Source organism: Mesorhizobium sp. P2_H9 (genome assembly GCF_056403215.1).
The window spans coordinates 170,905-185,065 of sequence record NZ_JBFUFX010000010.1 but is presented as its reverse complement, the minus strand read 5'-3'; the positions used below and the strand labels follow the sequence as shown (position 1 = coordinate 185,065).

The 14,161-nt window shown below is 63.2% G+C and carries 14 protein-coding genes and 1 tRNA gene; 7 read left to right on the top strand and 8 right to left on the bottom strand.

From position 1 onward, the window contains the following. Window positions 1-33: 33 nt before the first annotated feature. The 5 genes from AC1DXN_RS20520 to AC1DXN_RS20500 all read left to right on the top strand — a co-directional run bounded on the left by AC1DXN_RS20520 (window position 34) and on the right by AC1DXN_RS20500 (window position 3,906). Complete coding sequence (locus AC1DXN_RS20520) at window positions 34-186, top strand: histidine kinase (protein ID WP_477246470.1); 153 nt, start codon at window positions 34-36, stop codon at window positions 184-186. 4 nt (window positions 187-190) lie between these two features. Then, complete coding sequence (locus AC1DXN_RS20515; protein ID WP_477270925.1) at window positions 191-1,108, top strand: site-specific tyrosine recombinase XerD; 918 nt, start codon at window positions 191-193, stop codon at window positions 1,106-1,108. A 99-nt stretch (window positions 1,109-1,207) separates the two neighbouring features. Beyond that, window positions 1,208-2,158, top strand: a complete 951-nt coding sequence (locus AC1DXN_RS20510; RefSeq protein WP_477246467.1) for an acetyl-CoA carboxylase carboxyltransferase subunit alpha — start codon at window positions 1,208-1,210, stop codon at window positions 2,156-2,158. Between the two features lie 217 nt (window positions 2,159-2,375). Then, window positions 2,376-3,653 carry a L,D-transpeptidase family protein gene (locus AC1DXN_RS20505; RefSeq protein WP_477270923.1) on the top strand — a complete coding sequence of 426 codons (1,278 nt, stop codon included), beginning with the start codon at window positions 2,376-2,378 and terminating at the stop codon, window positions 3,651-3,653. A 10-nt stretch (window positions 3,654-3,663) separates the two neighbouring features. After that, a complete protein-coding gene (locus AC1DXN_RS20500; RefSeq protein ID WP_477270921.1) occupies window positions 3,664-3,906 on the top strand; it encodes a sulfurtransferase TusA family protein in 243 nt (80 codons plus the stop codon). 3 nt (window positions 3,907-3,909) lie between these two features. On the opposite strand, the gene AC1DXN_RS20495 is transcribed toward AC1DXN_RS20500, so the two are convergent. Together AC1DXN_RS20495 and AC1DXN_RS20490 are read right to left on the bottom strand one after the other, a co-directional pair. Further along, entirely contained in the window at window positions 3,910-5,016 is a 1,107-nt protein-coding gene (locus AC1DXN_RS20495) for a CobW family GTP-binding protein (protein ID WP_477270919.1), read from the bottom strand. 4 nt (window positions 5,017-5,020) lie between these two features. After that, on the bottom strand, window positions 5,021-6,214 hold the full coding sequence (locus AC1DXN_RS20490; protein WP_477270917.1) for a D-alanyl-D-alanine carboxypeptidase family protein: 1,194 nt from the start codon (window positions 6,212-6,214) through the stop codon (window positions 5,021-5,023). Window positions 6,215-6,431: 217 nt separating this feature from the next. Between AC1DXN_RS20490 and AC1DXN_RS20485 the strand changes: the two genes are divergently transcribed. Both AC1DXN_RS20485 and AC1DXN_RS20480 read left to right on the top strand, forming a co-directional pair. Then, on the top strand, window positions 6,432-7,595 hold the full coding sequence (locus tag AC1DXN_RS20485) for a M20 aminoacylase family protein (protein WP_477270915.1): 1,164 nt from the start codon (window positions 6,432-6,434) through the stop codon (window positions 7,593-7,595). A gap of 185 nt (window positions 7,596-7,780) precedes the next feature. Next, window positions 7,781-7,857 (top strand) — tRNA-Arg (locus tag AC1DXN_RS20480). Between the two features lie 59 nt (window positions 7,858-7,916). Here the strand turns inward: AC1DXN_RS20480 and AC1DXN_RS20475 are convergent. The 6 genes from AC1DXN_RS20475 to AC1DXN_RS20450 form a co-directional block, all read right to left on the bottom strand. Beyond that, entirely contained in the window at window positions 7,917-8,903 is a 987-nt protein-coding gene (locus AC1DXN_RS20475) for a methyltransferase (RefSeq protein WP_477270913.1), read from the bottom strand. 125 nt (window positions 8,904-9,028) lie between these two features. Further along, complete coding sequence (locus AC1DXN_RS20470) at window positions 9,029-9,850, bottom strand: M15 family metallopeptidase (RefSeq protein WP_477270911.1); 822 nt, start codon at window positions 9,848-9,850, stop codon at window positions 9,029-9,031. 93 nt (window positions 9,851-9,943) lie between these two features. Continuing rightward, window positions 9,944-11,332 carry a chromate efflux transporter gene (gene chrA / locus AC1DXN_RS20465; protein ID WP_477270909.1) on the bottom strand — a complete coding sequence of 463 codons (1,389 nt, stop codon included), beginning with the start codon at window positions 11,330-11,332 and terminating at the stop codon, window positions 9,944-9,946. Beyond that, entirely contained in the window at window positions 11,329-12,147 is an 819-nt protein-coding gene (locus AC1DXN_RS20460) for a chromate resistance protein ChrB domain-containing protein (protein ID WP_477270907.1), read from the bottom strand. Before AC1DXN_RS20460 ends, chrA begins: the two co-directional genes overlap by 4 nt. Window positions 12,148-12,309: 162 nt before the next feature. After that, entirely contained in the window at window positions 12,310-13,098 is a 789-nt protein-coding gene (locus tag AC1DXN_RS20455; protein ID WP_477270905.1) for a 3-hydroxybutyrate dehydrogenase, read from the bottom strand. A 504-nt stretch (window positions 13,099-13,602) separates the two neighbouring features. Continuing rightward, the gene (locus tag AC1DXN_RS20450) at window positions 13,603-14,139 is read right to left on the bottom strand and encodes a TetR/AcrR family transcriptional regulator (protein ID WP_477270903.1); all 537 of its coding nucleotides are present in this window, start codon (window positions 14,137-14,139) and stop codon (window positions 13,603-13,605) included. Window positions 14,140-14,161 lie beyond the last annotated feature (22 nt).

Below are 14,161 nucleotides of genomic sequence, written 5' to 3'. Positions count from 1 at the left end.
GGAAACGCAGAACAAGAAGACGGGCGAAAATTGATGCCGACACTGTTCCGCTTTGTCGTGACGCTCACGATTCTGGCTGGCATTGCCTATGGCACGATGTTCGCGCTGGTGATGTTCGTCGAGCCAAAGAAAGCGGAAATGAGCGTGCGCATCCCCTTGGAAAAGCTGAACCCCAAGAAAAATTAAGCCAATGAACAGCGCCGCCCGCATCGAAGCCTTTCTCGAAATGATGAGCGCCGAGCGGGGGGCGGCCGAAAACACGCTGTCCTCCTATCGCCGCGACCTTGAAGACGCCTCGGCTGAAATCAGCGGCGGACTTGCCGGTGCCGCCGCCGCCGATATCCGTAGCTATCTCGACGACGTCGCCGCGCGCGGCTTTGCCGCCACGTCGCAGGCGCGCAAACTCTCGGCGATCCGCCAGTTCTTCAAATTCCTCTATACCGAAGGCCTGCGCGGCGACGACCCGACCGGAACCCTGGACAGCCCTAGAAAAGGCCGGCCGCTGCCCAAGACGATGAGCGAGGCCGATACCGGCCGGCTGATCGACAGGGCGGCGCAGGAAGCGCTGGCCGCCTCCCTGGGCAATAGTGACAGTTTGGCGGCGCTGCGCTTGCACGCGCTGGTCGAGGTGCTCTACGCCACCGGCTTGCGGGTTTCCGAACTGGTCGGCCTGCCGGTGACGGTGGCCCAGCGTGACGACCGCTTCTTCATGGTGCGCGGCAAGGGCGACAAGGAACGCATGGTGCCGCTCTCGGCCAAGGCGCGCACTGCGATGCGGGCTTGGCTGGCGGCGCGGGCAAAGGTGCCGGCCTTTGCCGACAGCCCGTTCCTGTTTCCAGCGGCGTCCGACAGCGGCTATCTCTCCAGGCAGGTCTTTGCCCGCGACCTCAAAGGCCTCGCCGCCCGGGCCGGCATATCAGCGGCGAAAATATCGCCGCACGTGCTGCGCCACGCTTTTGCCAGCCATCTGTTGCAGAACGGCGCCGATCTTCGGGCCGTGCAGCAACTGCTCGGCCATGCCGACATCTCGACCACGCAGATTTACACCCATGTGCTGGAAGAGCGGCTGGTGCGGCTGGTCAACGATCATCATCCGCTTGCCGACTAGGCCTCATATCGCTATGTGAGGACAACGTTCCCCCGCGCGGAGCCTATGATTTCAGGGTTCCATCAGTCATTGCCTTCCGACGTATCGGTCCGCTCAAGAATGTACAATTACCTCGATTTCGAAAAGCCGGTGCAGGATCTCGAAGGCAAGATCCTCGAACTGAAGAAGCTTGCCGAGAATGGCGAGGCCGTCGATGTCGGCGATGAGATCAGCCGTCTCGAGAAGCGCTCGCGCGACGCGCTGCGCGAGGCCTACAAGGCGCTGACGCCGTGGCAGAAGGTACAAGTCGCCCGCCATCCCGACAGGCCGCATTGCGTCGACTACATCAAGGGCCTGTTCAACGATTTCACGCCGCTCGCCGGCGACCGCAATTTCGGCGAGGACCAGGCGATCGTCGGCGGCTTTGCCCGTTTCCGCGGCGAGCCGGTGGCCATCATCGGTCAGGAAAAGGGTTCCGACACCACCAGCCGGCTGAAGCATAATTTCGGTTCGGTGCGGCCGGAGGGCTACCGCAAGGCGGTGCGGCTGATGGAACTCGCCGACCGCTTCAAGATTCCGCTGCTGACGCTGGTCGACACCGCCGGCGCCTATCCCGGCGTCGGCGCCGAGGAACGCGGCCAGGCCGAAGCCATCGCCCGCTCGACCTCGGCCTGTCTCGGCCTGAAGGTGCCGTCGATCTCGGTGGTCATCGGCGAAGGTGGCTCCGGCGGCGCCATCGCCATCGCCACCGCCAACCGCGTCTACATGCTCGAACATGCCATCTATTCGGTGATCTCGCCGGAAGGTGCGGCCTCGATCCTGTGGCGCGACACCACCCGCTCGAAAGATGCGGCGACCAACATGAAGATCACCGCCCAGGATCTTCTGGAGCTGAAGATCATTGACGCCATCATTCCCGAACCGCTCGGCGGTGCCCATAGAGGTGCTGAAACGGTGATCGCCGCCACCGGCGACCTCATCGCCAGGACGATGAAGGACTTTGCAGGCGCCAACACGGATTTCCGCGAACATCGGCGCGAAAAATACCTATCGATGGGCCGCAGCCTCTAGTTTCAGGCTGTTCCCCCACCGCAATGTGGCGGCCGGGAGCAATTTCGCCACAAAAATGCCGCTGCATTCGGCTCAATGAAATTGCCGTGAGGGAAGCTGGCCAAAGCTTGCGGTAAGGAATTTTCAAGGTTAACGGGCTTAGGGTCCGTCAGTGTTCAGCGCGCGGACCCGGCAGTGCCGAAGCCCGTGGCCCGAGAGAAAAGTCATAGCCGTAACCATGTTCGCCAAGTTTGCCCGCACCGGACTTCTGATCGCCGCCCTCGGCGTCGCCGGCTGCAATGATTCGTCGATGAAGGACTTTGCTCCGGAAGCCAACAAGCCGCTGCCGGACAAGATCCTGGCCGACATGCAGGCCAAGGGCATGGTCCGCACCTCGTCGGTGATGGCCCGCATTTTCAAGGAAGAGGGCAAGCTCGAAATCTGGAAGGCCAAGACCAACGGCCGCTACGAGATGGTCGCCAGCTACGATATCTGCAAATGGTCAGGCAAGCTCGGGCCGAAATACACCGAAGGCGACCGCCAGGCGCCGGAAGGCTTCTATACGGTTCGCCCGTCGCAGATGAATCCGCGCTCGAACTATCATCTGTCCTTCAACATCGGCTATCCCAATGCCTATGACCGTGCCAATGGCCGCACCGGCGCAAATCTTATGGTGCACGGCGCCTGCTCGTCGTCTGGCTGTTATTCGATGACAGATCCGCAGATCGAGCAGATTTACGCCTTCGGCCGTGACGCCTTCCAGGGCGGCCAGACCGAGTTCCAGATCCAGGCCTTTCCGTTCCGCATGACCGCCGCCAACATGGCGCGCTATCGCAACGACCCGAACTACGACTTCTGGAAAATGCTGAAGGTCGGCTACGACAATTTCGAGATCACCAAGGTGCCGCCGAAGGTCGATGTTTGCGACAAACGCTATGTCTTCAACCAGGTTGCGCCCGAAGGCACCACCTTCGATCCGACCGGCGCCTGTCCTGCCACCACGCAGCCGGATTCGCTGAAGAGCGCCTACAATGCCTACCAGAGCACCTACGACGCAGCCTTCAGCGGCGCGGTCAAGGCCTCGGTGCCGGCACCCAAGCCGACCATCGCCGGCGTCAAGGAAGCCAGCATCGTTTCCGACTGGTCGAAGCGCCGGGCGCGCGGCGAACGCGTGCCGATCGACCCGCCGTCGCTCAACTCGGACGGTTCGGTGACGGAAACGGCGCGCATGGGCCGCATCGATTCGCCGGCCGGCCGCAAGATGGCCGCGCTCGACGCGGCAAAGGCCGCCAAGCAGAAGGCCGAGGAACAACGGCTTGCGGCCATAGAAGAAGCGAAGGCTGCAAAAGCCGCAGCCAAGGCCCAGGCGCTCGCCGAGGCGGAAGCCGCCAAGCAGGCTGCCCAGCAGCCGGTCACCACCGCGGGCGTCGAGCCGGCGGAAACGCAGGCCGCGAGCGCCGACGAAGGCACGGTGAGCAAATTGAAGAAGAAGCTGCTCGGCATGTTCGGCGGCTGAGGTTTCGGCCTTGCCCAAGCGCGCTGCCGTTTACGATCTCAAGGGTCTGAACTGTCCCCTGCCCGTACTCAAGGCCAAGAAGCGGTTGGCTGCCATGAAACCGGGCAGCCGACTCTGGCTGGAGACCACCGACCCGCTCGCCGTCATCGACATCCCGGCTTTCTGCTCGGATGACGGCCACCAGCTGATTGAAACGGCGGCGATGTCCGGCGGGCATCGCTTTCTTGTCGAGCGCGGCGAACCGCGAATTTAAGGATCAACGCCCGGCGATGGCCAGCGGGTTGTTTTCCAGCGCCGCACGGTCCGGCGTGTCGATCGACGGCCGGTTGGTGAAGGCGGCAAACAGCCGGCGGACATAGTCTTCCGGCATGTCGAGCGTGATCAGCACCAGCCTTGTGCCACGCTGGCCGTCCGGCCAGGACGCCAGTTGCACCGGCGGATGCAGGATTTTCTGCACGCCATGAATGACCAGCGGCCGCGACGGATCTTCTGTGAGCTCGATGACGCCCTTCATGCGCAGCAGGCGTTCGCCATGCGCCGAGCGCAGCAGATCGAGGAACATCTCGATCGTCGAAAACGGCACCGGCCGATCATGGACCAGCGAATAGGAGCGCACCCGCGAATCATGCCGGTGGTGGTGGTGGTGGTCGTGGTCATGATCGCCGTGATGGTGGTCGCCATGGTCATGGCCGGCTTCTTCGCCCAGCCAGCGCCGCACATCGGCGGATTTGGTGGCCGGATTGTATAGGCCGCAGTCAAACAGCGCCGCCACGTCGGTCATTCTGTCGCCGGCATCGAGCACCGCCGCCCCGGGATTGATCAGCCGCAGCCGGGCCCGCAATGCCTCGACATCGCCGGGATCGGTGGCCAGATCGGCTTTGGTCAAGACGATGCGGTCGGCGACGGCCACCTGCTTGACTGCCTCGACATGGGCATCGAGCGTCGCATTGCCGTTGACGGCGTCGACCAGCGTGATGACGCCGTCAAGCCGAAAAGCCTGGACAAGGGCTGGATGGGCCATGATCGACTGCAGCACCGGCGCCGGATCGGCGAGCCCCGTGGTTTCGACGACGACGCGGGCAAGCCGGGCAATGCGGCCGGTCTGCAGCCGGTCGACGAGATCGGCCAGCGTGTCGACCAGTTCGCCGCGCACCGTGCAGCACAGGCAGCCGTCTGACAGCTGGATGATGCCGTCGGAGGCCTGCTCGACCAGCAGATGGTCGATCGCCACCTCACCGAACTCGTTGATGATGACCGCGGTGTCGGTGAGTGCGGGGTCTTTGAGCAGCCGGTTGAGCAGCGTCGTCTTGCCGGCGCCGAGGAAGCCGGTGAGCACCGAGACGGGAATGGGAAAGCCAGCCATCGGCCTAGTTCGCGACCTTGACCGGGAGATCGCCCTGCGCCGCGGGGGCGGACCCTGTCACGGTCGGCTCGGCGCCGCCCGGCGCCGGCAAATCAGGCCGCCAGCTCGGCAGCGGCACATCGGCGAACTCCTGGCCGCCCTGGTCGAGCATCGCCTTCGGAGCCGGCCCGGTGGCGCCGCCAAGGCCGACGGCAACCAGCGTCGGCACATGATCGAGCTTTTCCTGATAGGGCGATTTGGGCACATCCGATTTGGGCACATCCTTGTCTTTTTCGGCCACCGGCGGAGCGGCCTCGGACTGTTCTACCCGCGCCTTCTTCTTGCAGATCTCGTCATGCAGATCGTTGGCCGACACGGCATCGCCATACGAAGGCAGCGCTGCGACCGTGACCAGGTTTGAAGCCGGCGTCGCAAAGCCCTGGTCGAGCAGGTTTGCGGCAGTCTCCGCACGGCTGACCGCCGATTTTTCGCCAAGCACCACGGCAACCAGCGTGCGCCCGTTGCGCGTTGCCGAGCCGATCATGTTGAAGCCCGAAGAGCAGACGAAACCCGTCTTCATGCCATCGGCGCCGGGATAGCGGCCGATCAAGAGATTGTAGTTCGGCAGCGTCTTCTTGCCGACGGCCAGACCCTCGATCGAGAACCAGGGGGCGTATTGCGGGAATTCGCTGCGGATCGCCATCACCAGCAAGGCAAGATCGCGCGCCGTCGTATACTGGTCCGGCGAATAGAGCCCGTTCGGATTGACGAAATGCGTCCCGGTCATGCCGAGCCGCTGCGCCTCGGCATTCATGCGTACGGCAAACGCGTCCTGCGAACCGCCGATATTCTCGCCGACAGCCATGGCGATGTCGTTGGCCGATTTGACCAGCATCATCTTCAGCGCGTTGTCGAGCCGCATAACCGAGCCCGGCTTGAAGCCCATCTTGCTCGGTGGCTCGCCGGCGGAATGTTTCGTGACCTTAATCGGCGAATCGAGCTGGACCTCGCCGGCCGCGATGGCGCGGAAGGCTACATAGGCGGTCATCAGCTTGGTCAGGGAAGCCGGATACCAGCGCCGGAAAGCATCCTGATGCTGAAGAATCTTGCCGCTTTTCAGGTCGAACAGGATCGACGGATTGGCCAGAGCCGATCCGGCCAGCGCGGGCAGCGCCACGGCGCCCGCCAGCAATAATGTGAGGAAATGCCTGTGCCGCATGATCGAATCCGAAATCGCCTCTTGCCGTAGTCGCCTCTGGCTCCGTAAGGTTTCATTACGCGATGGCCAGCACAATGCGGTCCGACCCTCATCCTCGAACCACATTGCTTGCGGTGCTATTTACCCTATGTGACGTCAACATGGCAAAGCGCCCGACAATCACAATTGCAATGCAGCAGGCCGAAACCGTCTGCTCCAACAGCGAGATGGAACCCGTATGCCGATCCTGAACCGCGCCGCCGAGATGCAGGATGAGGTCGCCGGCTGGCGACGCCATTTGCATCAGACGCCAGAACTGAATTTCGACGTCTTCAAGACCGCCGCCTTCGTGACCGAGAAACTGCATGCTTTCGGCTGCGACGACGTGGTGACCGGGCTCGGCAAGACCGGTGTCGTCGGCATCATCCATGGCCGCAAGGGGCAAGGCACGACCGTCGGCCTGCGCGCCGACATGGACGCGCTGCCGATCAACGAGATTACCGGCAAGCCTTACGCCTCTACGGTTCCCGGCAAGATGCATGCCTGCGGCCATGACGGTCACACGGCCATGCTGCTGGGCGCCGCCAAATATCTGGCGGAGACGCGCAATTTCGCCGGCTCGGTGGCGGTGATCTTCCAGCCGGCCGAGGAAGGTGGCGGCGGCGGCAACGAAATGGTCAAGGACGGCATGATGGAGCGCTTCGGCATCTCCAGGGTGTTCGGCATGCACAACATGCCGGGCCTGGCAGTCGGCGAGTTCGCCATCCGGCCCGGTCCGATCATGGCGGCGACCGCCGAATTCACCATCACCGTCAAGGGCCGCGGCGGCCATGCGGCGATGCCGCACGGCACGATCGATCCGATCGTCATCACCAGCCAGCTTGTCGGCGCCTTGCAGACCATTGCCTCGCGCAGCATCGATCCCGTCGAGGCCGTGGTGGTGTCGGTGACCAAATTCCACGCCGGTGACGCCTACAATGTCATCCCCGAGACCGCCGAGATCGCCGGCACCGTGCGCACGCTGAAGAAAGACATCGCCAGGAAGGCGGAGGAGCGCATCCGCGCCATCTGCGACGGGCTGGCGACGGCCTTCGGAGTGACGATTAAGGTCGACTACGATGCCAACTACCCCGTAACCTTCAACCACGCGGAAGAGACGGTCTTTGCCGGCGATATCGCCGCCAACGTCGCCGGCGACGCCCAGGTCCACCGCGCCATCCAGCCGGTGATGGGCGGCGAGGATTTCTCCTACATGCTGGAAGCGCGGCCCGGCGCTTTCATCTTCATCGGCAATGGCGACAGCGCGGGTCTCCACCACCCCGCCTACGACTTCAACGACGAGGTCATCCCGCACGGCATGAGCTATTGGGTGAAGCTGGCGGAAACCGCCCTGGCCGCCTGACAGGTTTGACGCCGGACCTGATAGCGGCACCGGCGTTTTTGCCCTCGGCGCGATCGGATCGAGGCCCAGCCGCAACGGCACAGGCCTGGAATTCAAGACCGCGCCATGGTGCGAAAGAGCCGCGTAGCCAGCATCAACCTGCCTCTTGGCGAAACGGCCCGAAGCGTCTATGTGTCGGGCCGCGTGGTCCCGTAGCTCAGTAGGATAGAGCGGCAGATTCCTAATCTGTAGGTCACAGGTTCGATTCCTGTCGGGATCACCATTCAATTCAAGGACTTGGTGAAGGGCGATACGGGTGCCGTTGCTATCGCGTTCCCGTCATCAGCCCGCGAGGCGCGCACGAAACAAGGTGCAGCCGTCCGTCAGGCGCGACCTCAAAATATCCCGGAATCCGGCCTCGGTCATCCACGCGCGATACTGACCTTCCGTGTACGCTTCGCCGTGACGATAGAGGTTCAGGAAGGTGAGATTGAGAAACACACCCTCAGTCGGGCCGAGGCGGTCGTCATCGACGACACCCCACCCGGCAATTGCGATCTCGCCTCCCGGTGTGAGGCAACGCGCCGCGTTCAGGATCGAACTGCGTGCCTGGTCCGGCGGCAGGACCTGGACGACGGCCTTGAGGATCGCTAGATCGTGCCGACCGATGGATGGCGCGACAGTTATGTCGCCCTCTTCGACAACCACGTCGTCGGCACCGTATTCGGACAAGATCGCTGGCGCGACCGCTGCGACCGTTGGGAGTTCCATCAGCGTCGCCTCAATATGCGGCCAACGCTCGCGAAGTCCAACGAGAATGGTCCCGGCACCCCCGCCAATGTCGATCACCGAACCGGTCGCCGAGAGGTCCATCTCCTGGGCCAGATGTCGGCCGAAAATCACCCCGCCCGGTGCCAGCATCCGGCTGAAGGCCGCGGCGGACTCAGGCCCCGCTTCCGAAAAGTCGTGCAGCGCGGCCGGCCGGTTCTGCCGCAGCGACTCTGCGGTCAAAAGGTCGGCTCCCCAGAGCTCGCGCAGGAGCGCATGATCGCCGCCGCGATAGGTCGGCTTGGACGCGTCGAGAAACTCCGACGCTTCGGCTCCGTTGCGAAATTGACCATCCGCGACCTCGAGGAGACCGATGCTGGCGAGCGCGTAGAGGAGCCGCGACAGACGATCGGGCTCGACTTCGAGCGCGGCCCCAAGGCTGTCAGCAGTCGCAGCATCGCCACCGAGCCGGGTGAAGATGCCAAGGTCCAGCCCGGCGCGAAGCGCCAGGGCGGGGGGCACCGCTGCGATCAGCTTGTCGATCCGATCAGAATCCACCACGTCACATCCCCTTCCGCGATCCAGGACCGACTTTGAAGCAGTTCGGAAGATCGGATTCAACCGGAGGCGCGCTTTCCTCACGCAGGCAGAAATCCGCGCCCGGAAACCGCCGACCACAATCCCGGTCAGGCGGATTTCTTGTACAACAGCAATTCCGGGCGGTACTCAAAGTGCATCGTATCGTAGTGATACCAGCGCCCACCCCAGATAAACCCTTGTTTCTCAAACAGTTCCACAACCGGCAGCGGGATACGATTCTTGAACGGAATGTGCGCCTTCGGATCCTTCCTGTTTCTGTTGTTGTACCAATAGTCGGAGAAACCGACATTGATGTCGAAAGCTGCCCCGAAAGAGTGGACGCTCAGTCGATTGGTGCCGGCGATCGGCCGCCATACAAAACCGCCGCCTGGCATGAGCCCGTAGCGGCTTAGCTCTGCGGGCATGGCCTCAAGCGCGTCGGAGACCTTGCCGATCCGGTCATCGATGCCAAAAAGCCTGCTAACCTGCACCACCTTCCTGCCGAGTTTCGGCAGCCATTTGACATCGGCGATGTGCTTGCCGACCGCGGCAGCGCCACCGCCGTAGAGCTTCTCGAAGAAGGCCTGGTTGCGGATACGACCGGGATCGAAATCATCTGCCGGGATCAGGGTTCCCGCACTGGCCGGCGGATAGGCGTAGTGAAACATGTCTTCGATGTCGGGGGCGTCCAACAGCGCATCGGCGTCGCGCGTCTTGCCGTCATCCCACACCATCGTGGTGCCGTCGGTCCAGGTCAGTGTATTGCCCAATATGGTGAAAAGTCCCGGATAGGCCTTGAGCAAGGCCGCCTTGGCGGCAGGCTGGTCCACACCGTCGCCTGTATCGGCAGCATAGGCGAACCGCCCATGGCCGCAGATCGCCAACACAATCACCAGCCGCAATAGCCTGCGCCGTCGATTGTCGATCATTGTCCAGCCTCCTGGGATAGCCGAGCGCGATAGTGCTGCTGAAGACGGTCTGGTCCGCTGGCTATACTCTTATCAAATCCGATTTGATTGACGTCAAAATACGGCCAGCAACACCATTCCCGCCACTGCCGAGCCGGCCAGCGTGGGTAGCATGCCGATCTTCAGTTTCAACATGGCAATCATCGCAGCGGCCGACAGCAGCGCGGCACGCCAGTCTATAGAGGACAGCACCGGGACCTCGGTGCCAAGGCCAATGCTCTGCACCTTGCCGAAGATGACATGCAGCGCGAACCACAGAGCGAGGTTCATCACCACGCCGACGACAGCGGCCGTGATCGCGCTCAAAGCGGCCGAGAGCGCCTTGTTCTGGCGCAACGCTTCGATGTAAGGCGCGCCGAGAAAAATCCAGAAGAAGCACGGCACAAATGTCACCCAGATCGTCAGCAGCGCGCCGAGCGATCCGGCAGCGAGTGGGCTCATCGTGCCGGCGTGCCGGTAGGCGGCGACAAAGCCGACGAACTGCAGCACCAGGATGAGCGGGCCCGGCGTCGTCTCGGCAAGGCCGAGGCCATCGACCATTTCGCCAGGCGCGAGCCAACCGAACGAGGTCACGGCGGCTTGCGCGACATAGGCAAGAACCGCGTAGGCGCCGCCGAAAGTGACCACCGCCATGAGGCTGAAGAAAGAGCCAAGCTGCGTCCACACGCTGGAGGAGCCGGTCAGCATCCAGATCAGCGCGACCGGCCCGAGCCAGATCGGCAGCCAGGTCGCAATGGTGCGCGGCGCATGCCATTTCGTCGGCCTGGTGTGCGCGAGTTCGCCGCGTTCGAACATCAGGTCGACGGCGCCGCGAACATCGGGCGCGTTGCCCTTGCCGTGCGCGGCGCCGGAAAACGGCCCCGGCGCAAAACGGTTGCCGATCCAGCCGGTCAGCCCTGCCGCCAGGATGATAAGCGGAAACGGCAGCTTGACGACATAGATGGCGAGGAAGGCGACCACCGCGATCGCCATCATCACCCGGTTCTTGAGTGCCCGCCGGCCGATGCGGATGACCGCTTCGACGACGACCGCGAGCACCGCCGCCTTGACGCCGAAGAACAGCGCCTCGATGACCGGCGCGTCGTTGTAGAGCATGTAGAATGTGCTCAAGGCCAGCATGACCAAGGCACCCGGCAGCACGAACAGAATGCCGGCGACGAGACCGCCGGCGGTCCGGTGCAGCAGCCAACCGATATAGATGGCGAGCTGTTGCGCCTCCGGACCGGGCAGCAGCATGCAATAGTTGAGCGCATGCAGGAAGCGCTGCTCGCCGATCCAGCGGCGCTCCTCGACCAGTTCCTTATGCATCAGCGCGATCTGTCCGGCCGGCCCGCCAAAGGAGAGCAGGCCGATCTTGGCCCACAATCTTGCTGCTTGCCTGAAGGTCGGCGCTTCAGGAATATCGACGGCGTGCGCGTCGTTGCCAGCGGCAAGGGCGTTCATGGTGTTTTGCCCCCGCTCGGCCAGTTGTGGCTTTCGTCCGTGGCGTCGCGGCACCAGCGGAAGAACGCATCGTAGAGCAGCATTCCGGCCTCGAGCTGTTCGAGATCGTCGCGGAACATGCGCGACAGGCCGAGCGAAGCGGCCAGGAACCCCGCTGCCTGCGGCGCGAGGTCAAGCCGCGCGGTGTCGGCGGCGCGCACGATCAGCGCCAGGCGGTCGAGCGCTTCGGACTGAAGCCCGAACTCCTCGATCATCGTGTCGAAGGTGCAGCGTTCGCCGCGATGGCTCCAGAACACATCGTCAATGTCGAAGGGGATGGCTGCGAAACGATCGGCGGCGGCCAGCACTTCGGCCGGCTCGACGAACAGGAACACCGCGGAAGGGTCGATGAAACGGCGGATCAGCCAGGGGCAGGCGATGCGGTCGACCTTGGGGCGCGCGCGCGTCACCCAGACCGTGCGGCCCTTGCCGTCGCGGCGCGGTATCTTGTCGGCCTTGACCAGAAGCCCTTTGGCCGCCAGCCAGGCCTCGAAGCCGCCTTCCAGCGACTCCGCCGCGATGCCTTCATGGCGCAGCCATGCGGCAACGCCTTGCGACAACTTTTGCCCTTTTTGACAGATGACGACGATTTGGGTCCCGGTGAATTCCGCCGCCCAGTTCGAAACGGTCTTGAAGTCGCGTCGGCATGACGCCGGCAGCAGGCGCGGGTCGGCATCATAATCGTCGTCGATGCGCACGTCGATGAGAACAGGCGCGTCAGGCAGGCCGACGAGGCGAGAGAGCTGCGATACGGTGATTGCGGTTGTTGACGGCATGGCGTCCACCTCCAGAGATGAGAGTTTGGACGCGATCGTTGGGCTGACGCCTCACGGGGTCGTCGCGAAAGAACCCCTTGCCATGATGCTGGATTGATCCTTCGCGCTTGTCAAGGAAAGAGCTGCACCGGGCAATGCCATCGAGCCCGTCCCAGGGACCGCTTACTGCGCCGTCCAGCCGCCATCCATCGGCAAGGTCGTGCCGGTGATCTGCCTGGCCGCATCCGAGCACAGGAACAGCGCCAGCGCCGCCAGCTCGTCGACGGTGACGAACTCCTTCGTCGGCTGTGCGGCCAGCAGCACATCGTGCTTGACCTGCTCTTCGGTCATGCCGCGTGCCTTCATCGTGTCGGGGATCTGCTTTTCGACCAGCGGCGTCCAGACATAGCCGGGCGCGATCGCGTTGACGGTGACGCCATCCTGCGCCGCCTCCAGCGCCACCGTCTTGGTCAGGCCTGAAATGCCGTGCTTGGCCGACACATAGGCGGACTTGAACGGCGAGGCGACCAGCGCATGCGCGGAAGCGGTGCTGATGATGCGGCCCCATTTGCGCGTCTTCATGCCGGGCAGCGCCGCCTTGATCGCATAGAAGGCCGCCAGCAGGTTGATGCGGATGATGGCTTCCCACTTATCGTCGGGAAACTCCTCGATCGGCGCGACATGCTGGATGCCGGCATTGTTGACCAGGATGTCAAGACTGCCGAAGGCTTCCTCGGCCTCGCGCACCATGGTGGTCACCGCGGCGCCGTCCATCATGTTGGCGTCCGAGTAGCGGCACTTGACGCCGAAATCCTTCTCGATGCCGGCGCGCTCCTGTTCGATAGCAGCGGCATCGCCGAGCCCATTGATGGTGATGTTGGCGCCCTCGGCGGCGAAGGCGCGGGCGATTGCCAGGCCAATACCGCTGGTCGAGCCGGTGACAAGCGCATTCTTCGAAGACAGGGAACCCATGGGAGATCTCGCGACAGGTGAGGTGCTGTTGGCGCACATAGTTTGTGCATCGCAACATAACAATGGCATGACCATATGTCATTGCGATTACAATGTTGTGATCCTTTGCGAGCGCCTTGAAGCTGGCATTGGCGCGGCGTGACATGGCACTGTCATGCTGCCGTGCAACATAATCTTCCCGCACGTCTCGTATGGATCGTTCCTGAACCCGTGGGAGAAGCTTGGATATCGCCGATGTCGTGAAGCGCGCCTATGCAATGCCGCTTTGATGTCGGGAGTGCGGTTGAGCGCAAAGGCGGTCGGCACCACGCCGATCAGGATCAGCATGATCAGGCCCATGCCTTTTTGTCCGTCATCGGAGCCATGCGCGAAGCTGACGCCGGTGCAGGTACTCGACGATGAAGCTGATGTGACGGCCGGGCAAACCACGTCTAACGGTTGGGTCCGTTTCGAGCTGCCCTCGCCAGCCCCTCTCTCCTGAACCCGGTGCAGCAGGTTTGCGGGCTATCCCGCAATCTGCAGCAGGGACGATACCAGCAGCCGGCGTTCGTCGACCGAGAGAACATCCGAATCGAACAGGTTCATGCTGCGCAGCCCCTCGATGGCGAGATAGCAGATCAGCAGCGCCTTGATATCAGGCGTCTCCCCCTTCAGCCGCTCGAACAGCTGTCGCTTGAACGTTTTGATCGGCGTCAGGAAATCGGGATCCTCGGCAATCGCCGAAAAAATCCACGTGGCCGATGGCTGGGGTTTCTCCCACTCATTTGCCGACAGCCTGATATAGACGGCAAGCAGGCTTTCGCCGCTGGCGCCAGCCTTGGCGGTGGTTTCCAGCGCAGCGTCGAACTCATCCAGATAGTCTTGCACCAGCGCCTGCAGCAACTTCGCCTTGGTCGGGAAATTGTACAGCAGGCCGCCTTTCGACACACCGGCTCGGCTGGCGACCGCGTCCAGCGACAGGCTGCCGGGACCGGTAACGCGCGCCACTTCGGCGGCGGCGGCGAGTATCCTGTCGCGCGAATTTGCTCTGCGTGTTTTCATCGATCCGTCCCCCATACATTAG

Bases quoted from the DNA above. Each gene is read 5' to 3' on its own strand.
- AC1DXN_RS20520 (WP_477246470.1), top strand. From the start codon at position 34: ATGCCGACACTGTTCCGCTTTGTCGTGACGCTCACGATTCTGGCTGGC.
- AC1DXN_RS20515 (WP_477270925.1), top strand. From the start codon at position 191: ATGAACAGCGCCGCCCGCATCGAAGCCTTTCTCGAAATGATGAGCGCC.
- AC1DXN_RS20510 (WP_477246467.1), top strand. From the start codon at position 1,208: ATGTACAATTACCTCGATTTCGAAAAGCCGGTGCAGGATCTCGAAGGC.
- AC1DXN_RS20505 (WP_477270923.1), top strand. From the start codon at position 2,376: ATGTTCGCCAAGTTTGCCCGCACCGGACTTCTGATCGCCGCCCTCGGC.
- AC1DXN_RS20495 (WP_477270919.1), bottom strand. From the start codon at position 5,016: ATGGCTGGCTTTCCCATTCCCGTCTCGGTGCTCACCGGCTTCCTCGGC.
- AC1DXN_RS20490 (WP_477270917.1), bottom strand. From the start codon at position 6,214: ATGCGGCACAGGCATTTCCTCACATTATTGCTGGCGGGCGCCGTGGCG.
- AC1DXN_RS20485 (WP_477270915.1), top strand. From the start codon at position 6,432: ATGCCGATCCTGAACCGCGCCGCCGAGATGCAGGATGAGGTCGCCGGC.
- AC1DXN_RS20470 (WP_477270911.1), bottom strand. From the start codon at position 9,850: ATGATCGACAATCGACGGCGCAGGCTATTGCGGCTGGTGATTGTGTTG.
- chrA (WP_477270909.1), bottom strand. From the start codon at position 11,332: ATGAACGCCCTTGCCGCTGGCAACGACGCGCACGCCGTCGATATTCCT.
- AC1DXN_RS20460 (WP_477270907.1), bottom strand. From the start codon at position 12,147: ATGCCGTCAACAACCGCAATCACCGTATCGCAGCTCTCTCGCCTCGTC.
- AC1DXN_RS20455 (WP_477270905.1), bottom strand. From the start codon at position 13,098: ATGGGTTCCCTGTCTTCGAAGAATGCGCTTGTCACCGGCTCGACCAGC.
- AC1DXN_RS20450 (WP_477270903.1), bottom strand. From the start codon at position 14,139: ATGAAAACACGCAGAGCAAATTCGCGCGACAGGATACTCGCCGCCGCC.